Genomic DNA, 21,612 nt, shown 5'->3' with positions numbered 1-21,612 from the left:
GACTATCCGCTTATGAGGCTCCGGATAGGACCGGAGGCTTCAGCCTTGAATTGGCTAGGCGTCAAGCCCGCCTCGCGTTTAAATATGCGGCTAAAATGATGAATGCTCGAAAATCCGCTGCCCGCCGATATCGCGGTCAACGTCTCTTTGCCCGCCATAATCCGTTTTTTGGCATGCTCAATGCGCACATACGTCAAATACTTATGAAGCGTGACACCCGTCTGCTCTTTAAACAAGTTGGATAAATAGCCAGCCGACAGCCCCGACTGCTCACTTATGCGATCATTATCCAGTTCAGGATCGGCGTAATGCTGCTGAATATAGTCAATGCATTGCTGGATCGGCGCCCACGCTTTCGCCTGTGTGCCTTCTTGACGCTCATGCCCGCTTTGATTGCGCAGAAAAAGCACAAGCAGCTGCAGTGCGATTGCCTTAAGCTCCAGCTCGCTAGTAGCGCCGCCTTCTATGAATCTTTTTCGCATGATGAGAAACAGCCTCTTCAGCTCCATGCGGTCGGGCCCGCTGATGGCGGAAACCGGATGCAGGCTTTGCAGTAATTGCTCACGCTCTGGAATGACTTGCTGCTCGCCTGTCACAATGCCAATCGACTGCCAACGGCTGCGTGTATCATCATGGTATAAATCAAAGTGAAAAATATACTGAATCAGCGGCTCGCTCGACGTGGAGCGAATGAAATGCGTCATCAGCGGCGGCATAACTATCGCATCCCCTTCCCCGAGTTGATAGCGCACGCCATTTAAAATAAAATCGGCCTTTCCCTGCTCGATAAATGTAAACACATGGTCATAATCCAACCACTCGCCCGATAGCTCGGCGGATTTGGTGATTTTAACAAAACGCACGAATGGGGAAATATCTTTTAATGCTGCTGCCGAAAATGCCATCCGCTAGCCCCTCCTCCTGCGAAAATAGCTTATAAGCTTTATTTTAACATGGAAGAGACAAACGTTGGAGTGAGAGACAAACTAGCGATAATGGACTTGTTCGCCGATTAGGTTGCTTTCTACCATTTTATTTTAACGTAATAACGCTTCCATTTCTTTAGGGGAAAGCATGACTATTTAACAAAAACTACGATACATTTTTCACAAGGATGGGGTAGGAAAATAGACTTTGCTGGAGAATATAGTTCAACTGAGGACATCGTGCTTTTATATTCAAATGAAAGGAAGGTGACCCTGCCCATGTCACTTTTTTATTATATGGCCGCTAGCCATGAGCTTCCAACGGGCTCGTTCGGGATGAAAAATAAGACGATGACACTAATGGATTACGTCACTTATGTGAATCCAGAGGCTAAAAATCATGGACATATGAAAACTTTATTGGAGAAATATCCGAAAGGGGACAAACGGATAGAAATTTATGAAACCGAAGAGGATGCTGCGGGGTTATTTGTAAGCGGGCCTATGGAAGATCAAGATGCCTCGCATATTTTCCGCCTCCCCTATGTATATGAAGTACACCCGGATGGCGGCTCCTTCCAAATGAATGAGGAAATAAAGCGCTTGTATCCCACTGCCTATCCATGCAGCAAAAAATGCTTAACGGAGCTGTTCCATTACCTCGACCGCAATCTGGAAATCGGTGAGGAAATCGAGCTATTTTCCTGCTGGGCGGATGGAATGGAGCGCTTTAGGGAAGCCGCCAAGCTGGAGCCTGATCTGACGCTAGAAATATCTGAGCTGCTTCAAGCAGAGAGTTCGAATGGAGGAGGCAGCAGTACATCGTGGTCAAAAAGTAAGCTTGCGGCAAGCGCCGAAATGGAGAGCGTCTGGTGAGTAATGCAAAAGTGCGTCGAAATCGTAATTTCTCTCCATTTCTTTGTTCAGATTCTATTTGCAAGTCGGCAAAATAGATGGCAGCAGGCGGTTTATTGTTCTTTTTGTCCGCTTGCTTTGCGAAGCTCATTTGCAAGTCGATGCGCTTCTTGCATGCCTGCTGCATCGCCTTTCTGCTTGCATGCTGCCCAGGCGGGCTGCAAGTAACGTTTAATAAGATCATTAGCATCCTCGGCTTTCACGATATACGAGTCCTCCTTCGTTATATGGGCCATCGCAGCCGCAATCTGTGCCGCTGTTGGCCGAATGCCAGCCCGAAGCTGTGCCGTCGTCAGGCCGAACGTCATTTCAAAATGGGGATAATCCTTAAATGAAGTCCAGTCTCCTCCCCACGCAAAACCAAGCCGCTTCGCTTCATCTACTACCTCTGCCCAATCTGCGACTTTATTGGCATTGCCATCGCGCTTCGTATCCCAGTAAACCTCCTTCCCATCAGCGGATAGCAGCGCAAAATCTATTGCTACGCCAAAATTATGGTAGCTGTAGCCTCCTTTGGCGTTAGTGACAATGCTGCCCGCCGTCGTTCGGCCTTGCGCGTAGAGCTTGTCTTGCTCAGCAATTGTACGCAGCCCTTGCGTAATGACGATGGGCACACCGCGTTTATAGGTGCGCTCGGTCAGTCGCTCAGCTGCCGCAGCAACGACGGGCAATAAGCCTGTCAGCCGCGCCGCTGATTTATTTTTTACTTGCGTCAGTGTCAGCAACGTTGCCGCCCCCTTTGCCTTTTAATACTTCAACCGCCTGCTTAATAACCGGAGGAATTGGCGCACCGAGCTTCCCGCCGTTTTCGATGATGCTCAATAGTTCATTTGCAATATAAAAATAGGCGATCGCATCGCGGAACATGTGTCCGTCTCCCAGTACGCCGTCAATCAAATGGCCTGCTGCGACCATAGCAAATATAAATACCTTCCGTGTGATACCGATAAGCCCGATCTTGCTCTTAAGCTCCCCAGCTACGCTTGCTGCTGCCAATCCTGATATAAAATCAATAACTACAAATACTAGCAGCGCCCCGAGAACGCCAGACCAACCGCCATACAAGTATGTGGCAGTGCTCGTTCCGGTAGCCACCACCCACTTAATCAAATCAAATTTATCCAAAATCCTCATCCTCTCTTTATTCATAAAATAGCCCCGCCGCAGCAGGGCATTAGAATATTAAACAGGCTTTCTGTCAGTGTCCAAGCCGAGCTCTGTCAGCTCGCTCTCAACTGCTGGCTGCAGCTTTGCCGGAATCTGTGGAAACGTCCGCCTTCCTGCGATAATAAGCGTCACGTATACCGTCACAATTGCCATCCTGTAATCACCTCCTGCCCATAATAAAAAGAGCTGAAGCAACGTGTTAATAATCACGTTTGCCCAGCTCCTAGAAATGTCTCGTATAGATCGGCAACAACCTCCATTAAGGTTAGGTTTGACTCCCGCAGCTCCGCGACTTGCTCCGCTAATGCTTTAGGCTGCTTGATGCTCGTTCCCGGCTGTGAAGGGTCGGGGTAGGAAAATAGCAGAGTCGGCTCGCCAGTGACATCAACCCGGAAGCTACTGCACTCCGCGAAGTCCTGTGCGTATTGCCCATAATCAAGCTCCATATACGCATAGCTGCCTGGAACGCGCTCCTGCAAGGCGATATAACGCTCTGCATCTTCCTCCGGCGTAGGCCTTACAACGCCATCCCCCTGCATGTCGTTGGTGCAAAGGATAACCGTCCCGCTGCTGTCGTAATAGATTCGTTTTCCAAATTCGTTCATGTTAGGCCTCCGCTATATAATAATTGAACGTATATGATGCGAGTCGTGTTGGCAATCTTATCAGGGCTGCAGTCAGCGAAACGCTTGCCGCCGTACTATAGTAATCGCCTGTTGATGTCTGCCCTATTGATCCGGTCATTATGGTTTCGTCAATAATAGGATAGGTATTGCTCGGGCCATACGCTCCAGTATAGATGTAGGATACGCGACGCCGGAAGTTGTCAGGCGATATAACGGCATCGCAAATGATTAGCCCTGGCACAAAACCGTGTCCTGTAATTTCGATGTACTGCACGGAACTGTTTCCAGACAATGATTGGAATAAGGAGGTGCTTGACGAGCTTACAACACTGCCCGTTACAACTCGTTTACCTTGAATAAGAGTACCCATCAAACCGAAAGCCTCTTTGCCCGCCAGAAAATTCTCGGCTATAAAATCCGGGTCGTCAGCAAATATGCCCATGTAGCCCACGCCATTACCGCCGCCATTAAGATAAGCTCCTAACGGAGTACGTAAGTGCATTCTTCCTGCCGTTGGGCCTGTGGGTCCCATCTCTGCCCTTACCCACCCAGCATATTCCTCGCCACCGCGCAAGGGCATTGTTCCAGTCACTAATCCCGCTTCCGTCCCTATCGTTTTTCCAGCTAGCACATCAGCAGCCAGTGCCGTTCCATACTCACCCCCTTCACCCTGTAATGTAAAAGCCGTGCCATTATAAACGAGCGTGTAGATTGAGCCTGCTTTAAGCAAGCCTGCTGCCGGGGCACTGCCGGAAGACTTGAGAATTGCTTTTGCACCTAATCCGTTAATATTAAGTGTTGGATTTGCGCCACTAGCTGCATGCAGCTTAATAGTGACACGCAAGCCTTCCGTTAGCGCCGAAACTAGCCCAATAGCTGCTGCATACGCTGATCCTGTGCCGCTTGTTGCACCATATCCAAAAGTTTGAACCGTATCCAGCCTTGCAACATCATCTGCCGCGGCTGGAGCAGTTACCTTTGCCCGGCCATTCGCATCCCGCAAAATTGCACGATTGGCTGTCGCCGCCGTATCGGGCCTCATACTAATCCAATTCGGCGTAAATTCGAGATCGGCCGTTGTAGCTACCGCCCCGGTATCAAAATATTCTACCGAAGCATTCGTGTGATTAAAACGAATGCCCCGCGCTCCTAACGAGGCGTGTGTGTTGCTGTAGCGGTATTCGTTATTGTGAGCGGTGTAGCAGTTCTGGGCGAACAGAGCGAAGCCCGTGCTATTCGCACTCATATCCGCCCAAGTGCCCGCGCTTATTTCGCGCGCTGCAGCTTCTACAATCAAGGCCCCTGTCATTTTATCGCCAGCTTTACTCAATTTCTGCGTATTAAGTTCCCCTATTGCCCCAGCCGCATCCTTTGCCACCGTCGGTACTATTGACATATCTCCAAGCTCGGCCTTTGCGTCGTTCACTTCCTGACCCAGCTCATTCATATCCGTCTCGGTCACAATATCGTTAAATTTCCAATCTGTTTTAGCCATGTTTATGTTACTCCTCCTTCACAAAAATCGTTTGAATCAAAAGCGTGTCTGATGCGATGGGCAGGTTTACGGTGTTGTCGCTGACGGTACCGGATGCATTTTTAAGCTCAATGCGAGTGACGGTATCGACCGTGCCCTCCGGAATCAAATAATTCAGGCTTAGCACGCCATCGCTGGCCGATTTCACAATAAAATCCGTAATTTCATAAGCACCGCTATTGAGCACAACCTTCGTAATTTTTGAATCAATAAACTCCGCGACCTCCTGCTTAAACATTGACGTAATCACTTCACAATCACCTCTGCTTCACTATTCGTTAATGGCGTAACACCGAGCTGCCAGCTGCCGAGTTTAGTATTCCGTACTAGCGGAACTCCAATAATTCGTTCTTCCAAAACAACGCCATCCATAATCGCCGTCTGCTGCCGATACACGATATTGGCAGGTTTAATCGCCGAAACCGTACGCTCGACCTCTTTAAAAATATTAGCATCGTCAATCGCCGCCGTTACCGTCAATATGAAGTTCTGCACATCAACGGTAGCGACGCCTCGCCCTGTGCCGACAAGAAAGTCCAGCCGCTCCTGCAAATATCTCATCGTAAAAGGAGGCTTGGTCGAATATCGATTGACGATCCGTCTCCGGCGAAAATCCACGCTTTCCGCATTCGGATCTGCTTGGATGCCCAGCATGCGCTCCCTGCGTTTAATAGCAGGCAAGCTCGCCGTCATGACAAACCCGTCATCCAACTGCTGCAGCTCCGCCTGTTCCAGCAGAGCCAGCTCCACATCTTCCGTCGCTGCGAGCTTGATGAATTCCTTAATGTCCGCATACAGCTCCGGCCAATAGGATGAAACCGGCTTAGTCATGCACAACCACCGTCCCCAATAACGGGATTTCATCCTCAGCCAAAGCTAAATTGGCAGCGGCTCCGTTTAGCGTTGTGCCAAGTACATCCACCACTCCCGAAACAGTCAAAATACGTGCCTCGATTTGAGCAATGCGAACGGTAAGCTCCTGCTGATTCATCCATTCTTGGCGCAGCTCTAGCAAATAAGCGGAAATTTTATCCTCAATATCACTTTGAACTTGTCCTATCGTCCTACCTTCCGCAAGCATAACCGTTGTTTCCACGGCCACCTGCACCGCGTCGACACCCGTTACCGTTACCTCATGACCAATAGGCGCCATACCAAGACCTAGTCCACTGTTGATGGTTGGATCAACGGCTGTCTGAACTAGCTCAATGAGCGTTTCCGCTGGCTTTGTCCAATCCGCAGCAATCACCGTGCATTTGACGGTGCCGCCGCCATTCCAGACCGGGAAAATTTTCGCCCCGCCTACGCCATCAATCGAGCTGATCATTTGCTTGTAATCGGCAATATTGCCGCCAAACGCCGGCTCGTTCACGACGCTGTAATACCTTGCCCGCAAAGCCTCATCCGTTTCCGCTTCTTCGCCAGGCACCAAAATTTGCGCAAGCTCTGCACGAGCCAGCCCATCAACATAAGCAAGCGGCAGCAGCGCTCCATATTTCTGATTGCCAACGATACCCGCTGTCTCACAGGTCAACGTGAAAAGTCCCGTTCCGATTTTCCCTGTCACCGTATACCTCAAATCATCGAGGGCAAATCGGCTCTGCAAAGGAACATCTACAAGCTGCCCATTGCTGCCAAAAAACTCCCCTTGCCGCTGGGCGAAGGTCGCTGGCTGCCTTTCCACACCAAACTCGGCCGTCCGCCGCTCCAGCCACTCGCCCGTGGCCGTATCCGCGAACAAAAGCGCCTGATTCACATCAAGCTGCGCATACATCTCAGACAGCTCAGCAGCCGCCGGCGCCAGGGCATCATAAATAACGCTGCCCTCCCGCTTATCTACATCATCTGAAACCCGGTCCAGCATACGCTGTAAAATAAAGCTGTACGTAAATGCCTCATACACGGGCCATCACCTCCTCTTTAAAGCTTCCTTCATCGGTCACCACTGTAAAACTCACCGCTGCCTTGTCCCCCTCAACCGTCAGTTCAAAATCTGTCACATCCGCTATTCGATCATCCGCCAGCAGCGCTTCAGTAACGCGCCGCTTGAGTTCAGAGCGTACATAGAGATGGGAGGATTCATTCCATAAATCCAGCTCGGAGCCATAATCAAAGCTATAGATAAAATAGCGATATCGCTCCGTTTGCAAAATTTTGAACACCGCCTGCTTAATCGCACTGAGGCCATCCGTCATGCCGGACATACGCTTATTGGCAAAATCAATATAATACGTGTGGCTAGGCTCAATTGTCGGTTCGACCTCCAACTCGTCGATCACTGCACCTTGTGGTATCATGCGCTCACCCGATCCAGCACGACGAACTGTTGTCCGCCCTGAATCCGAAGCAGCAGTACAATATCATCCACTTCCAAAGCGCGGCGAATCCGCTGCACATCGCTCACGCCTTCCGGAATAATTAAAAAATCCTCCGAAAGCGTGAAACGTTGGTCAACGTTCACTTCCAGAGGATTCGTGCCGGTGACCCGGCCGATTAAAACAGCCACGGGGTTGCCCGACGCATGGGCGGCAGCGCCCGCTTTTTTAATTGCATCAAGCAGTGCCATCATATCACCTTCAATTCTAATGTCATCGTATGCGCGTCCGCTTCAAGCTTGTGGGAGCATTCATCGACCAGAAAATAGTGTCCAATGTCCAGTTCCTCAATGACAATCGGAACATAAGAGCCGGCACGCACACGCAAATCGCCAATCGCTTCAATGCTGAGGCTGCGCTGCTCCCGATTTTTCAGCTTCAGCAATTGATCCAGCAATTCATTAATTTGCGCACTGTTCATTTGCTCGTCGGCTACCTGATAAAATTGCAGCAGGCCCCATTTGGCGATATTCGCGCTGTCCTGTCCAATGTAGACGTCGCGCTTCCCGGTTTCCTTATTGTTTTGCACGATTTTGATTTTATTGTACGATTCGCTGTCGATTGAGTTTTTATAGCCAAAATCCGTCATCAGGCTCCAATCCCCAATGATAGAATCCGTCTTCATGTCCTCGATATTGCGAAGCGTCAAAGCACCTGCCTCATCGAACAATACAAAGTTGCCCTTATCATTAATCAGCGTATAGTCGAGCGCCTTGCACATGATGTCGAGCAGCTTTTTGTTGTCCTCAACCATGGAAGGAATGACATATTCCGTCTCCGCCAGCGTTCCTATTTTCAAGCCTGTATCCTCAGCAATTTGCTTAATCATTTGGGTGGCGGTTTTGTTGTTGAACACATACGTATCGCTCATCAGCAAATAACGCAGCTGGTCATACGCCTTGATCGTAACACTCTCGTCCCTGCCAAAATTGTACTCAAACACATAGCCGTAAAATATGACCTGCCCATCCTTCGACAATCGAACGACGTCGCCATTGTTGATCGCAAACGCTTGATGCTGGTACGGAGCGCCCTTAATAAGCGTAAAATCCAAGCTCGATGCGGAGCCTATCCGCTTCGTTTTATACGTTAGGGAAGGAACGAGATTTGTCACATTCCACACTTTTCCATTTCGGTTATCAATTAAAATTTCCAGCATCTCATCACCCCGGCAGCTTCAGCACCCTACCGATTTGCAGCTTGCGCAGCTCAGAATCGGCGATGCCATTCAGCTTCTGTATTTCCTTCCAACGCGACTCGTCACCGAGCTGCTTTTTGGCTACCCCAATGAGCGTATCGCCGCTTACGAGCGTGTAGGTTTTTGGGGTTTCCTTGGTCAGGCGCCCTTTTGTATCGCGTTCTTTACCGCCACTCTTCTCATGTTTTTTATAAATTTTGACAGGCCTTGCCTTGTAGAACACATACTTTTTCAGCCCCAGGCTGTATTCAATATCACCAGAGCCCGCCGCTTCCCGCCATTCAAACTTCTCAATGCTGACGGCAAGATTCAGATCGAAGGAGGCACCTGTGAAAATAAAGCGGATCGGACGCTTCTTTTTCATCCAGTCCTGGATCAAGGTCAAATAAACATAAGGCTCAAACAGCGTGTCGCTGGCGACAAACGAATAATTCGCTCCGGACGCAGGAAAAAAGCTGTCGAAGGAAATCTCCGTCAGCTTTGGGCTTTGTATTACATTAATTTCGCCAAGACCGGACACGTCGTAAGACTTGCCGCTAGTTGCGTCGCTAATTTGCAGCTCCGCTGGATTAACCGGCAGTCGAAAGCCGCTTTTCTGATTGTCATAGCTGAGCCAGATGCCGTACTCATGATGCTTGTTCGTAATCATTAAGCATACACCCCTTCCGCCGACGAAGCGATTTGCTCGTTCAAGGAACGCTCAATTCGGCTAATAATGGTGTCAATATCTGTACCATTGTTGATGTCGCCGGTTTGTACGCTCACAGTCGGCTGGAGCGATACGAAGTTTTGAATATTTTTCATCTCCGCAAGCTCTCGCATCGTCTTAAGATCCTCGCTGGCAATGTCGACGGTGTCATTGACCTTGCCGACTTCATCGACTTTGTTTACATTGGCAATGTCAGGTGTCATGCCAGCTCCCATGCCGGCTGCTGCTCCTGCGCCGTTGTTTCCACCCGGCATATCTGTGCCACCTGGCGTTTCAACAGTTTTAGGCTGCGTAAAACCTCCACCTAGATCAGTGCTAAAATCACCCAACTTATCAGTCATCTTTGTAGTCATATTTGTTCCCACATTAAAGCCTTTTTCAAACGATTCTCCTAAATCCATATTTTTCATCCGATTGTTAGAAAAATCCTTAACATCTTCATCAGACGTTGGCTTGAATTTTTCAAGAGAATCACTGTCAAGCTTTGCTATTATGTCCCATTCAGTTCCAGTTATACTATTAACCTTTTCTATAATCCAGTTAACCCCATCTATAAAACCATTAATAAAAGTATTGAAGTACCCCATTAACCCCACGAGAATATTGTAAACCAAATTTTTAATTGCATACCACGGATCAATGAGAAGATTAGCTATAAACTCCATGAAAGAAACAATAGCGTTCCAAAAAAGTGCAATAATATTATGAATATTTGCGAACATGGCATAAAAGATACCTACTACAAATCCAACTATATCCGCAACTGTCCCTCCAAAGGCAATGACCGCGGCTACTAATAATCCCACTACTAAAATAACGGCTAGTATCGGCAAATTCAACATTAACCATCCGGCTATCTGCATATAAAGAGGAAGCAGCATATTATATAATCCTAGGATCATAGTAGGAAGCAAAAAGACTGCCGCTGTTAGTAACATAGCAGCAATTGCCGGCCAGTAAGTTATTATATTCGTTACTACCCATAATGCTGCATCCCCCAGCATGACAAATAGTTCTGCTGCCAAGCTTAATCCGGCACTGAGGATGTCAAAAAAGCCTTGAAGCTGCCCGCTATTAAAAGCCTCCATAATTCTTCCAATTAATGGGGTAAGGACATCTAATGCCCCCATTCCTGCTCCAGCCAAAGATGTTTTCAAACTATTTGCAATTGTATCCATTTGACTTTGTGGACTGCTATACACAATATCCAATCCAGCTTTTCCGAGATTTGCATTTTCAAAAACTTGATTAAGGCCAGTCAAAAAGCCGTCCACATCGCCATTATTAATGTATGTTTGCGGATCGAAGCCCTGTGCTGCTTCCGATGAAATACCATATTGTCTCGTTAATAAGGTTGTATCGCCGTTCATCGCAGCTTTTATGGCCTCACTCGACCTGGCAGTACCTCCTCCATTTGGATCGAATGCAGCAAGCTGCATAGCCATAGAAGTCATCTTCGTAAATTGCTCGGTGTTCTCTGCCATTGGGAGCAGATTCATTGTATTTTTAATCGCCTCACTAGGGTCTATCCCTGCTGAAATCGCCTGCTGCCTTACCGCCTCGAAAACGGCTGTGCCTTTTTCCGTACTCCCAGTACGTGCAATTAACATGTCCTTTTGAGTACGTTCGCTTAATGCACCTTTCAGGGATATTGCTGCTAGCTCAGAAGCTAATTTCAAAAGCTGCGTTTTAATAGCACTAAAAGGAGTAAGAAACGAATCATCCACTGGTAATTTAAGTGCCAGTTTCATATCTTGAAATGGCTTAAGAATCATATCCTCCAACGGTATTTTTAACATATTACCAAATTTTGTTAATGGTGCAGGTAACGTTTGCTTCAACGGTGCTTTTACTACACTGCCGGATTCTTTTAGAGGCGTAGTTAGCATATCCTGGAACGACTTTTTAATTAGACTACTAGCGCCTTGTAGTGGTAAAGTGAACATATCCTTCAACGGCGCTTTTACTACACTGCCAGCTTCTTTTAGAGGCGCAGTTAGCATATCCTGGAACGATTTTTTGAATAGATTACTAGCACCTTGCAGTGGTACAGTGTACATATCCTTCAACGGTACTTTTGCTACACTGCCAGCTTCTTTCAGAGGAGTTTTTAACATATCCTGGAACGAATTTTGAAATACTTTTTCAACACTCTGGGCCATATTTTGCAATTTCAAATCTACAGCATTACCAGCATCTCTTAGTGGAGCTAGTAATAATTCATCCAAAGACAATTTCGGTCCACTTGCTCCCTTTAGCATACCACCTAGCCCCGACATACCTGAACCGCTGCTCTTGGCAGCAGTCGCATTGAAGCTGCTTAGCGTTTTACCCAGTGTTGAAACTACACGGTTCATCTCGTTCATCGTTTTGTTCAGCTTATTGAATTCCGAGGCTGCAGCAAACGTTTGCTGGGTTGAAGCGGCGCCGGTCTGCACCATGAACAACAGCGTATTTTTCAACTGATCCAGCATTTTAACAGCACTGGCAGCAGCACTAGCATCCAATTTTACCATATCGGCCATCCTTCCACCTCCTTACAGAACAAAAGCGCCCTCTAATAGAGAAGCGCCGTCCCGTTACCTTCATTATTTCTTCTTCATCTTGGCCCGCTGTTTTTTCTCGCTGTCGATGCGGACATCTATCATCGCGTAAATCGCCGCCCGCTCGCGGCGGGACATGCTCATCAGCTCATGGGGCAAAATGCGAAGCTCGTGGAGGGCGTAGTAAGCGTAATTCGCTTCCCCGTCGCCCTCTTTAATTAGTTTTTTACTTCATCGGCCAGCTCATTCAGGCTTTGATTGAAGCCATTGATTTCCTGCACACGCTGTACAAGCGAAGCATATTCGCCCGGACGCAGCATTTTGCGGAGCAGATGCTCAGCGCCCATCGTGCCGTACGATTTTTGCAGCTCGGCATCCTTCAAGCTCGGATATTGAATGCTGCTGACGACCAGCTTAGCCAAATATTCATCCGTGTTCGTCTCCGGCACGAAGGTGCCGTTTTTACCTTTCACTTTGCGGGTTGCGGATTTGCGGCATTCCTCGTTCTCCGCCTCCGTCATGCTGCGAAGCTCCCAGGCTACCGGGTTGCCGTCTGCATCCTTGAATCGCTCGGACACGACGAATTGCTCCGTCGCCTCCGCAGCTGTATTTTGCGCAAAAAACAAGCTTAAGTCACTCATTTGCTACCTCCATGGATTGGGTTTATTTTACATAATGCTATTTTATACGCGTGCTGGCGCTTTGAAGCTTTCAGCAATGTCGACGCCGTCGAAGGTAAACTCCAGCTCTTCCTCAAGCGCTTCACTCTCTGTATCGAGCTTGCCGATAATGACCTTGTTCAGGTTGACGTTGTACAGCACAACCTCCTGGCGGCCGATCGTCGAAGTCGGATCTTCGTTGATGATGTGGACATCAAAGTTCGTATCAATACCCGTTTTCACGTAATCGAGCATCATTTGGCGGAATTTCGACGTCACATAATACACCGTCATGCTGCCGGTACCCGACCAGCCCGTTGCTTTATGCTGCAATGCGCGATGACCCAGCGTCTTAATTTCCGCTTTCGTCTTCTCCACGCTCGCTTCAAGCGTTTTAATATAGAACATTTCCTCGTTTTGGCCGTTGATTTTCGCATAAGCGCGTCCCTCTTGCCCCGAAATCGTATCTCCTGCATGCAAAAATGCCATATTACTTCACCGTCACTTTCATGTATACTTTTTCAATGCTGTCAACCGGCTGGATGTAGACGTTAATGACGATGCTGTCGGAAGCCTCGCCCGCTTCAACCGTCAGGTCGGTTTGGGAATTAAAGTTTTGAATCGCATTGCCATCCTGGAGCAGCGTCAAATATTTCACGCATTCGCTGCGGAATAGGCTGCGGCCATCCGGGTTGTTATCGATTTTGCCAATGTATTGCGTCTCGAACAGTTTTTTCATGTCGGTCGCAATGCCGTCCAGCACGCGGATAACGCGGTTTTTCGCAAAAGAAGGATTTTTTCCCGGCACATAGGTAACCAGAGAGTTAATATCCTGCTCAACGATGACGCGGCCGCCGTTCGGTGTGAACAAAAACTCACCCGCACGCAAAGCCTGCTCGATTTGCGAATTCAAATAACGAACGTCGGCATCCACCGCACCTTCATACACGCTGTAAGTAAGCGACTCACTCATGCTTGCCCCGGAAGTAGCTGCTGCCACCCATACGGTTGCCTGCTCGGCATTTACAGCTGTGCCGTCTTCAAGCTTGACGCCGTTTTTCACGCTGATGATGCCTTCATAATCCGATAGTGGAGCATTCGCCAGCACGACCTGAATTTTCTTGCCATCATTTTCGCGCAGTCTGCGGGCAAAAGCGGCGTAAACCGACTTCAGCGAGCTATCACCAGACACAAGCGCCACCGTATTAAATTCTTGCAGCTCAACAGCTGCCAAATAATCCAGATGATTTTGATTCGTCACCGTGCCGTTCGCACCTCCAGCAAGTACGGTGCCAGCTGTTGCAACAAGCGAGCCCGTGCCGCTGAAATCGACGAAGCGATTGGATTCAAGAGCAGCAATCGCAGCAACCGTCTGCGAATCCACCTCAACACCTGCCAAATAAGTAACCACGTCGAATTGATCTTCATCATCCACATTGCTCTGAACCGCTACTGTAATATCGTTCCCCCGAGTACCGCCATATTTGGCTGTTGCAATCAGGCCGCCAATCGTTGCAGTCGCTTTCGTTCCTGCGTTCAAGCGGTAGAGCAGCAACGTTTGTGCCCGCTTCAAAGCCTCACGAACGAGCAGCACTTCCGGCGCGGTTACATCATAACCGAGCACGCTGCGCAGGTCGTCGCCTGCTTTAATGGAAATCATCGTTTGCGGCGCACCCCAGTTCAGCGCTAGCGCCGTTGATACGATGCCGCGTTCCCCTACGTTTGCTGCCGATTGCGGCTCAGCCGCAAAATTAATGTATACCCCTGGTCTTGCTTTCGTTTGCGTTGTCCAAGTTCCTCCTGCCATGATCTACATGACCTCCTTTTGTGAATATGCTTGTAATTGCTGTTTGACCTGCTCGTGGGAGTAAGTGCTCTGCTCGTCCAAAATGACGCTCAGCACATCCTTCTCTCCTGCGGAATACCTTGCTGCTGCCAGCAGCTTCTGCTTGCTGTGCTTTGCTTCCAGCGTGCCTTGCCGATTTTCCTGTTCGTTCACTGCTGCTTCCCTCCTGTTTCCTCCAAGCTAGCCTTGCGGCGCTGTCCCCGCCTCAATCGGCGATTACCGGCCTTGACTCTGCTGCTGTAAAGCTGCCTTCACCCGGAGCTACATGTCCTCACCCCCTTTCATATTAAGATATTTAAATTACTTATAATTATGAAAAGAGGATTTAAAATACCTCACAAGCATCGTTTGTTGCCGTTGCTCATTTGGTGACAATATCATAATAACACGGTTTTGGAGGCCGTTTCGGACACTGGGCGGACACTATACGGACATAAACCGGACAATCTCGGTAACCGCTTTTTGACGCCATCTGCGGAAGGTACGATCGACAATTCCGAGCTCCGATGCGACGAAATCTGCTGGCTTTCCTTCAATATAACGAAGCCTAAGCAGTGTCGCATATTCAGGGAAACAAGCTTCCAGCGCTTCCAGCGACTCATCGATCGTTTGCAGCTGACGCTCCAAGTCCTGCAGCTCGCTCAAACGTTCAATGACACCCTCATAACCTTCCGGCGCTGCGCCTGCCCTCGCCTCAATAACTTTAGCGATTTTTCGGCTGAGCTCCTGTACCAGCTGTTCTTCATCGGCATTGCCCGGCTGAATTTGCTTTACTTCCCTAAGCTGCGCTTTCGTTCCAGCGGGGTACCTCGTCAAATGCGTATGTGCCAGCTTCTCTAATTGCTGCTCCTGCTTGTCTAAATACATATAGGAAGGAAGTCCGCGCAGCTGGCGATGAAGCTCCTGAAGCTTGTCATCCTCATATACCGTGCTCACCGTCAGACCGCTTCCAACCTTTTGCTTCTCAATCAGTTTTTTTCTGGCGACAAGACGCTTGTACGACTTTAATTGCTCAATTGTCATTTTTTCTACGTCCATTAAAATACCCTCTTCCTATTTAATAAAGTATTTTTAATACCCTGCATTTTAAAAAAATAATAGCACAACCGCGATATTGACAATACCATTGTTAAAAGGTAAAATATAGTTATAGTATTAAAAATACGTTTTAGCCACTTAAATGGCTTATATATTCGCTTTCAAACGGTTCACTTGCTATTTTCATTAGCATTTGCGGAATCATTTCACAGCCGCTGTAACGACTGTGAATCTTATTATAATTGATATTTATAATACCGTCAAGTATTATAAATACCTTTTCGAGAGACGGAGGGTATTACCATGGCGATGGGAGCAAGGATCAAGCAATTGCGCACACAACGAGGGCTAACGCAGCAGGAAATTGCTGAACAGCTTGGCATGGGACGTTCAAATTTTGGACATATCGAAAACGATCGTGTCGTTCCAACTAGTGAGGATTTGCAGAAAATTGCAGACATTTTGCATACGACTGCCGACTATTTGCTCGGACGCCGCGATGCGTTTGCGGAGCATGTGCCGGAGTGGGCAACTGCCAAGGACAAACGGGATTTCAAAAAAATGCTGGAGGAAGACGGAGAAGTCATGTTTGACGGCGTTCCGATGAGCCAAGGCGACCGCCAGCGTGTCATGGACGTGCTGACCGGACTATTCTGGGAAGCTAAGCAGATGAACAAACGTGCTCCCAAACCAGAGATAACGGACAAAACAACAGATCATACCGAAGGGTAGGTGCTGCCATGGACAAACTAATACTGCGCCTTGTACGAAAATTCCAGACAAGAGATCCTTTTGTGATCGCAAACGGTTTGGGTATCCATATTCGTTATGCCGATCTGGGGAATGAAACGCGAGGCTTTTATTATAAGAAGCTGCGCCGTCGGTTTATCGTCATACACGAGCGTCTGCCGGATGACTGGCAGCGTTTTGTTTGCGCGCATGAGCTGGGACATGACCGCCTGCATCCCGGCTTTAGCCGTTTTTGGCTGGACGAGCAGTCCTTTATCAATGTTGGAAAATATGAGCGCCAAGCGAATAAATTCGCCGTCCGCCTGCTGACCTCGGGCGACACGATCGGCCGCTCGGAATCCATCGGCGAGCTGCTGCAGCGCAACGGCGTGCCGAAGGAAATGGATAAGTTTTATTTTTAGCTGCGGCCCCGTCCATCAGAGGTGGAACAACAAAGAGCTCCAGAACGCCAATCGGCGGCCTGGAGCTCTTTGTGCTGCAATCTTTTTATAAATACTTCTCCAAAATATTCACGAAAGCCGTTAACGTCGCCAAATCCGTCTCATCAAACCGCGAGAACAGCGGACTGTCGATGTCGAGCACGCCAATAACCGCTCCATCCCGCTTCAATGGAATGACCAGCTCGGAATTCGATGCGCTGTCGCAGGCAATATGGCCGGGAAATTGATGCACATCCGCTACTAATACCGCCTCGCCGCGGCTAACCGCCGTTCCACAGACACCTCTGCCCACTTTGATGCGCGTACATGCCGGCTTGCCTTGGAAGGGCCCGAGCACGAGCTCCTCCCCATCCAGCAAATAAAAGCCGACCCAGTTAATATCGCTCAAAAATTGCTGGAGCAGCGCCGAAGCATTGGCCAAATTAGCCAGCTGGCTGGGCTCATCTTCGATAAGCCCCTCCAATTGCTTCAGCAGCAGGCGCTCGTTCTCTTCTTTTGTTCCTGTATAAAGTTGTTCTGTAAACATGACTTACTCCTGACTGATTTTGATCGCTTGCTCCAAATCATAAATAATATCGTCAATGCCTTCGGTGCCGACAGATAAACGAATGAGTCCTGGCGTAACGCCGGATGCCAGCTGGCTTTGCTCATCCAGCTGCTGGTGCGTTGTGCTTGCCGGATGGATAATGAGCGACTTCGAATCGCCGACGTTAGCAAGATGGGAAAATAGTTCCACGCCATGAATCAGCTTTTTGCCTGCTTCTACGCCGCCTTTAATGCCGAAGCTGATAATCGCGCCTTGGCCCTTCGACAAATATTTTTGCGCCAGCGCATGCGATGCGTGGCTTGCGAGACCTGGATAGCTCACCCATTCCACTGATTCGTGCTGTTCCAAATAATTGGCAACGGCAAGCGCATTAGAGCTGTGGCGTTCCATCCGCAAATGCAGCGTTTCAAGTCCTTGCAGCAGCAGGAACGAGTTGAATGGCGACAGCGAAGCTCCCATATCGCGAAGCAGCTGCACACGCGCTTTAATAATATAAGCAATCGCACCAACAGCTTGCGTATATACAAGACCATGGTAGCTTGGGTCCGGCTCAGTCAGGCCTGGGAATTTATCATTTTGCGCCCAGTCGAATTTGCCTCCGTCTACAATAACGCCTCCAATGGATGTTCCATGACCGCCAATAAACTTCGTCGCCGAGTGTACAACAATGTCTGCTCCATGTTCAATTGGACGAAGCAAATACGGGCTTGGGAACGTATTGTCCACGATGAGCGGAATGCCATTCTCATGGGCAACCGCAGCAACCGCTTCAATATCGAGCACATCGCCGCGCGGGTTGCCAATCGTTTCAGCGAAGACCGCCTTCGTATTAGCATTAATAGCCTTGCGGAAGTTTTCCGGATCGGAGGAATCAACAAAATGCACCTTAATGCCGAGCTTCGGCAGCGTATGAGCGAACAGATTGTACGTACCGCCGTACAGGCTGGACGAGGAAACAATTTCATCGCCTGCGGATGCAATGTTCAGAATAGAGTAGGTGATCGCCGCTGAACCGGATGCCACGCCAAGAGCGCCAACTCCTCCTTCAAGCTCAGTGATCCGCTTCTCGAACACATCTGTTGTTGGGTTCATAATGCGTGTATAGATATTGCCAAATTCCTCAAGTCCAAACAATCTTGCCGCATGATCTGTATCTTTAAAGCCATAGGAAGTCGTCTGATAAATCGGTACCGCACGCGATTGTGTAGCGGGATCAATTTGCTGACCTGCGTGTACCGCTAAAGTTTCAGGTGAATATTGTCTTTCTTGCTTAGCCATTATAAAAAACCTCCCAGAACGTTAGTTTTTCCAAGCTTACGAATATAACACCCTGCGTCATCACTAATCCTACCATTAAAGTAGGAATTAAAAACGATTATAGCAGATCTATGCAAAATTATACAGTAGGGAGACAAGCTTTCCTACAAAAAAATATTCCGCCAGCCCTTGACAGAACTGGCGGAACACAGATTAAGCAACCCAAATTCTACTCTTACTCAAACGCCTCAAATGGCGTTACAAACTCCGGCATACCTTCGGCATAAGACGTATACTCATACTGCTCGAAAGCAATGGCGATTCCCTCATGCTTCAAGTAGAAGGAACGATTCGATTTAATGCCATCGAACGGTGCAATTAGCGGCAGCTTGCGTTCTTTAATTTGCTTGTTGATCGAAGCATTAATAATGGATAAGTATTTCGAATTGTAATCGGCAGCTTCCTTCAACGTCAGCAGCTCGCCGTTACCCAGATCAAATGTATAAGGCACGCGGAAGGTCATCCCATGCGCTCCGCCCAGGTAGGAGTAATAATCCACATACAGGCTGAGGCGCCCCTGTTCATTATAGGTCACGTTAAAAACGCCCTCGAAGGTCGCCTTGGGAAACGTTGTGCCCGGATTTTTCTTGATGTACGCTGCATTTGTGGCCGTTGCTTTAGTAAGGTCCTTCTGACCCGCTGCTGCGTAAGACTCTGCTTCCTGCTTCAAGAAGGTATTAATTTTCTCCTCAACTGTTTTATCCTTAAGGTCATCGATGACCGGATAATTAACGAGCAGTGTTTGCTTGTCGTTATTATCCTGAATCGTGCCCAGCGCAACCGTAAGCTCATTTTCCTCAATCGTGTTAATGACGACGGTCTTGCTGCCTTTCTCATAGGAAATGCCGTAGCCCATCCGCTCCAGCAAAAAACGCAGCGGCACATAAGCCGAGCCTTTATAAATAAGCGCTGGGTCGCCGTATGTCTTCTGACCATTGATAACATAGCTGCCATCCTCCGGATTTGCCGTTAGCTTGCGGCCTCTTCCATCAAGTGTAATCGTACGGCTATTCACATTCCATGTAATATCCAGGCCCAGCTTCTCATTGAGCGAGCGAATGCCAATATAGGTGCTGCCGTTAATGTTAATCGTCGGGATGGAATATTTGTAATCGTCAATGATAAACGGTTGTGGAACGACGCGGTAGGTTTGTACAGCCGTTGCCGTTGCCGCTGCTGCCTTCTCCATTGCGGGAAAACCAAATGCGGCAGGCGAGGCGCCTACTATAAGACTCGCTGCCAAAATCGAAGCAAGGGTACGTTTGTAGGTCATATTTTTAAAAGGATTCATATTCATATTCATCATCCATCTTCCTCTCCGTGAGTTCATTATCATTGTAGACGCATAAACCACCCTATAAGTTACAAACTGGCTTTTAAAAATAGGGCTTAGGCCCGGAGCGACGAAACGCTCCGCTACTTGTTCCGATCCACTTGTTCCAAGCTACTTATTCCGATTCACAATAACGAGCTTCATCTCCAGCATTTCTTCCACCGCATATTTAATGCCCTCGCGTCCTGTGCCGCTGAGCTTCACGCCGCCATAGGGCATTTGATCAACGCGGAACGTAGGAATATCGTTGATCAGTACGCCGCCCACATGCAGCGCATCCGCCGCATCAAGCGCTTTGCCCATATTTTGCGTAAAAATGCCTGCTTGCAGGCCGTAATCGGAGGCGTTCACCTGCTGAATGCCTTCCTCGATGCTGCTAATTTTATTGATCAGCACGATCGGTGCAAACACCTCCTTGCAGGAAACCTTCGCCCCTGCTGGCACCTGAAGCAGCACGGTCGGCTGCATAACCCCTTGCTCGTCGACTCGGCCCCCAATAGCCAGCCCGGCACCAAGCTGGACTGCTTCCTCCACCCAATCCATCGCCCGCTTCGTCGCTGTCTCCGAGATGAGCGAGGATACATCCGTATGCTCACTCAGCGGATCGCCTGTCCGCAGCGCTGCTGCCAAAGCCACAAATCTATCCACGAAAGCCTCATACAGGTTCTCCACGACAAAAATCCGCTGCAGCGAAATGCAAATTTGTCCCTGATACGAATAGGCTCCGGTTACACAACGTGCAGCAACAGCATCGACATCACTATCATGATCAATAATGACTGCGGAATTGGAGCCCAGCTCCAGTGTCACCCGCTTCAGCCCCGCCTGCTTGCGAATGCCTATTCCAACCTCCGGGCTGCCGGTGAACGTAATCATCTTCACACGGGAATCCTGCACCAGCCTCTCGCCAAGCAGCTTGCCGTCTCCACTAATGACATTGAGCGCTCCCGGCGGCAGGCCGGCCTCCTCGAACAGCTTGGCAATAAAATAAGCGGATAACGGCGTCTGCGGAGCGGGCTTCAGCACGACGGTGTTGCCTGCCGCAAGCGCGGGTCCCACTTTATGGGCAACTAAGTTCAGCGGAAAATTAAACGGCGTAATCGCGCCAATGACGCCGAGCGGCTCGCGCAGCGTATAGGCAAGACGCCCTTCACCGCCGGGCGCTGCGTCAAGCGGCACCATCTCGCCATGAATCCGCTTCGCTTCTTCCGCGGCAAATTGGTACGTTTGCACGGTGCGGTCCACCTCGGCGCGTGCCGTCTTAATCGGCTTTGCCGCCTCCATAGCTACGATCCGCGCCGCTTCTTCCTTGCGTTCCCGCAAGAGCGAGGCCACCTTGGCCAAAATCTCCGCCCGGCGATAGGCGGGCAGCTTGCGCATAACGGCTCCAGCTTCCAGCGCCGCCTCAATCGCTTGATCAACCTGCTCGATTGTTGCACTCGCAACCTCTGCAATCACCTCTCCCGAATATGGCGAGCGTAATGAATCGTACTGCTGTGCACTAGCTTCTTGACCATTCACATATAAATTTTGTTTCATTGGAGCCCGTCCTTTCTCTATCAAACCCGTTCAAACCATTCCCCATTCACTAGCCCTATGTAACTATTTATAACCATAATTCGGGCAATTGAAGCGAAATCCCTTCTAGCACGCTTGGTTCAAGCTTCATTTACATTCATATCCTTATAC

Annotated in this window: 26 protein-coding genes; 3 read left to right on the top strand and 23 right to left on the bottom strand. The window is 49.0% G+C overall.

Annotated elements, in window-relative coordinates; all coding sequences use genetic code 11:
• Window positions 1–2: 2 nt before the first annotated feature.
• Window positions 3–905 (bottom strand): helix-turn-helix domain-containing protein, encoded by a 903-nt coding sequence (locus ABEW34_RS22105; RefSeq protein ID WP_430161456.1) that lies wholly within the window; start codon window positions 903–905, stop codon window positions 3–5.
• Between the two features lie 300 nt (window positions 906–1,205).
• Between ABEW34_RS22105 and ABEW34_RS22100 the strand changes: the two genes are divergently transcribed.
• Window positions 1,206–1,802, top strand: coding sequence for a hypothetical protein (locus ABEW34_RS22100; protein ID WP_430161455.1), 597 nt, complete (start codon window positions 1,206–1,208; stop codon window positions 1,800–1,802).
• Between the two features lie 92 nt (window positions 1,803–1,894).
• On the opposite strand, the gene ABEW34_RS22095 is transcribed toward ABEW34_RS22100, so the two are convergent.
• From ABEW34_RS22095 to ABEW34_RS22010, 18 genes are all read right to left on the bottom strand, one after another.
• Complete coding sequence (locus ABEW34_RS22095; RefSeq protein ID WP_430161454.1) at window positions 1,895–2,566, bottom strand: M15 family metallopeptidase; 672 nt, start codon at window positions 2,564–2,566, stop codon at window positions 1,895–1,897.
• The gene (locus ABEW34_RS22090; RefSeq protein WP_430161566.1) at window positions 2,538–2,975 is read right to left on the bottom strand and encodes a phage holin family protein; all 438 of its coding nucleotides are present in this window, start codon (window positions 2,973–2,975) and stop codon (window positions 2,538–2,540) included. The genes ABEW34_RS22095 and ABEW34_RS22090 overlap by 29 nt, the downstream gene beginning before the upstream one ends.
• 48 nt (window positions 2,976–3,023) lie before the next feature.
• On the bottom strand, window positions 3,024–3,161 hold the full coding sequence (locus ABEW34_RS22085) for a CD1375 family protein (protein ID WP_430161453.1): 138 nt from the start codon (window positions 3,159–3,161) through the stop codon (window positions 3,024–3,026).
• A 53-nt stretch (window positions 3,162–3,214) separates the two neighbouring features.
• Window positions 3,215–3,613 (bottom strand): hypothetical protein, encoded by a 399-nt coding sequence (locus ABEW34_RS22080; protein WP_430161452.1) that lies wholly within the window; start codon window positions 3,611–3,613, stop codon window positions 3,215–3,217.
• Between the two features lies 1 nt (window position 3,614).
• On the bottom strand, window positions 3,615–5,129 hold the full coding sequence (locus tag ABEW34_RS22075; protein ID WP_430161451.1) for a hypothetical protein: 1,515 nt from the start codon (window positions 5,127–5,129) through the stop codon (window positions 3,615–3,617).
• 7 nt (window positions 5,130–5,136) lie between these two features.
• Window positions 5,137–5,418, bottom strand: a complete 282-nt coding sequence (locus ABEW34_RS22070) for a ketopantoate hydroxymethyltransferase (protein ID WP_430161450.1) — start codon at window positions 5,416–5,418, stop codon at window positions 5,137–5,139.
• Entirely contained in the window at window positions 5,415–5,999 is a 585-nt protein-coding gene (locus tag ABEW34_RS22065; RefSeq protein WP_430161449.1) for a putative phage tail protein, read from the bottom strand. Before ABEW34_RS22065 ends, ABEW34_RS22070 begins: the two co-directional genes overlap by 4 nt.
• On the bottom strand, window positions 5,992–7,071 hold the full coding sequence (locus ABEW34_RS22060; RefSeq protein WP_430161448.1) for a baseplate J/gp47 family protein: 1,080 nt from the start codon (window positions 7,069–7,071) through the stop codon (window positions 5,992–5,994). Before ABEW34_RS22060 ends, ABEW34_RS22065 begins: the two co-directional genes overlap by 8 nt.
• Complete coding sequence (locus tag ABEW34_RS22055; protein WP_430161447.1) at window positions 7,064–7,465, bottom strand: DUF2634 domain-containing protein; 402 nt, start codon at window positions 7,463–7,465, stop codon at window positions 7,064–7,066. The genes ABEW34_RS22060 and ABEW34_RS22055 overlap by 8 nt, the downstream gene beginning before the upstream one ends.
• A complete protein-coding gene (locus tag ABEW34_RS22050; protein ID WP_430161446.1) occupies window positions 7,462–7,734 on the bottom strand; it encodes a DUF2577 domain-containing protein in 273 nt (90 codons plus the stop codon). Before ABEW34_RS22050 ends, ABEW34_RS22055 begins: the two co-directional genes overlap by 4 nt.
• Entirely contained in the window at window positions 7,734–8,702 is a 969-nt protein-coding gene (locus ABEW34_RS22045) for an XkdQ/YqbQ family protein (RefSeq protein ID WP_430161445.1), read from the bottom strand. Before ABEW34_RS22045 ends, ABEW34_RS22050 begins: the two co-directional genes overlap by 1 nt.
• Before the next feature lie 4 nt (window positions 8,703–8,706).
• The gene (locus ABEW34_RS22040; protein WP_430161444.1) at window positions 8,707–9,390 is read right to left on the bottom strand and encodes a LysM peptidoglycan-binding domain-containing protein; all 684 of its coding nucleotides are present in this window, start codon (window positions 9,388–9,390) and stop codon (window positions 8,707–8,709) included.
• The gene (locus tag ABEW34_RS22035) at window positions 9,390–11,975 is read right to left on the bottom strand and encodes a hypothetical protein (RefSeq protein WP_430161443.1); all 2,586 of its coding nucleotides are present in this window, start codon (window positions 11,973–11,975) and stop codon (window positions 9,390–9,392) included. Before ABEW34_RS22035 ends, ABEW34_RS22040 begins: the two co-directional genes overlap by 1 nt.
• A gap of 236 nt (window positions 11,976–12,211) precedes the next feature.
• Complete coding sequence (locus ABEW34_RS22030; protein ID WP_430161442.1) at window positions 12,212–12,634, bottom strand: phage tail assembly chaperone; 423 nt, start codon at window positions 12,632–12,634, stop codon at window positions 12,212–12,214.
• 42 nt (window positions 12,635–12,676) lie between these two features.
• On the bottom strand, window positions 12,677–13,141 hold the full coding sequence (locus ABEW34_RS22025) for a phage tail tube protein (protein ID WP_046229141.1): 465 nt from the start codon (window positions 13,139–13,141) through the stop codon (window positions 12,677–12,679).
• Window position 13,142: 1 nt separating this feature from the next.
• Window positions 13,143–14,459, bottom strand: a complete 1,317-nt coding sequence (locus ABEW34_RS22020; protein WP_430161441.1) for a phage tail sheath family protein — start codon at window positions 14,457–14,459, stop codon at window positions 13,143–13,145.
• Window positions 14,460–14,462: 3 nt separating this feature from the next.
• Window positions 14,463–14,651 (bottom strand): hypothetical protein, encoded by a 189-nt coding sequence (locus tag ABEW34_RS22015; protein ID WP_430161440.1) that lies wholly within the window; start codon window positions 14,649–14,651, stop codon window positions 14,463–14,465.
• A gap of 270 nt (window positions 14,652–14,921) precedes the next feature.
• Complete coding sequence (locus ABEW34_RS22010; RefSeq protein WP_430161439.1) at window positions 14,922–15,536, bottom strand: RNA polymerase subunit sigma-24; 615 nt, start codon at window positions 15,534–15,536, stop codon at window positions 14,922–14,924.
• A 303-nt stretch (window positions 15,537–15,839) separates the two neighbouring features.
• Here ABEW34_RS22010 and ABEW34_RS22005 point away from each other — a divergent pair, with 303 nt between their 5' ends.
• Both ABEW34_RS22005 and ABEW34_RS22000 read left to right on the top strand, forming a co-directional pair.
• Window positions 15,840–16,268: a helix-turn-helix domain-containing protein gene (locus tag ABEW34_RS22005; protein ID WP_430161438.1), complete on the top strand. Its 429-nt coding sequence runs from the start codon at window positions 15,840–15,842 to the stop codon at window positions 16,266–16,268.
• An 8-nt stretch (window positions 16,269–16,276) separates the two neighbouring features.
• Window positions 16,277–16,687, top strand: a complete 411-nt coding sequence (locus tag ABEW34_RS22000) for an ImmA/IrrE family metallo-endopeptidase (protein WP_056043730.1) — start codon at window positions 16,277–16,279, stop codon at window positions 16,685–16,687.
• Window positions 16,688–16,772: 85 nt separating this feature from the next.
• Here the strand turns inward: ABEW34_RS22000 and ABEW34_RS21995 are convergent, their stop codons facing one another.
• The 4 genes from ABEW34_RS21995 to ABEW34_RS21980 all read right to left on the bottom strand — a co-directional run bounded on the left by ABEW34_RS21995 (window position 16,773) and on the right by ABEW34_RS21980 (window position 21,462).
• Window positions 16,773–17,252: a GAF domain-containing protein gene (locus ABEW34_RS21995; RefSeq protein WP_430161437.1), complete on the bottom strand. Its 480-nt coding sequence runs from the start codon at window positions 17,250–17,252 to the stop codon at window positions 16,773–16,775.
• A gap of 3 nt (window positions 17,253–17,255) precedes the next feature.
• Entirely contained in the window at window positions 17,256–18,551 is a 1,296-nt protein-coding gene (locus ABEW34_RS21990) for a homocysteine synthase (RefSeq protein ID WP_430161436.1), read from the bottom strand.
• A gap of 214 nt (window positions 18,552–18,765) precedes the next feature.
• The gene (locus ABEW34_RS21985) at window positions 18,766–19,896 is read right to left on the bottom strand and encodes a stalk domain-containing protein (protein WP_430161435.1); all 1,131 of its coding nucleotides are present in this window, start codon (window positions 19,894–19,896) and stop codon (window positions 18,766–18,768) included.
• A 138-nt stretch (window positions 19,897–20,034) separates the two neighbouring features.
• Window positions 20,035–21,462: an aldehyde dehydrogenase family protein gene (locus tag ABEW34_RS21980; RefSeq protein WP_430161434.1), complete on the bottom strand. Its 1,428-nt coding sequence runs from the start codon at window positions 21,460–21,462 to the stop codon at window positions 20,035–20,037.
• Window positions 21,463–21,612 lie beyond the last annotated feature (150 nt).

It is taken from the genome of Paenibacillus algorifonticola, assembly GCF_050481745.1.
In the GTDB taxonomy this organism is placed as follows: domain Bacteria; phylum Bacillota; class Bacilli; order Paenibacillales; family Paenibacillaceae; genus Pristimantibacillus; species Pristimantibacillus algorifonticola_A.
This window is presented reverse-complemented; position numbering and strand designations above follow the sequence as displayed.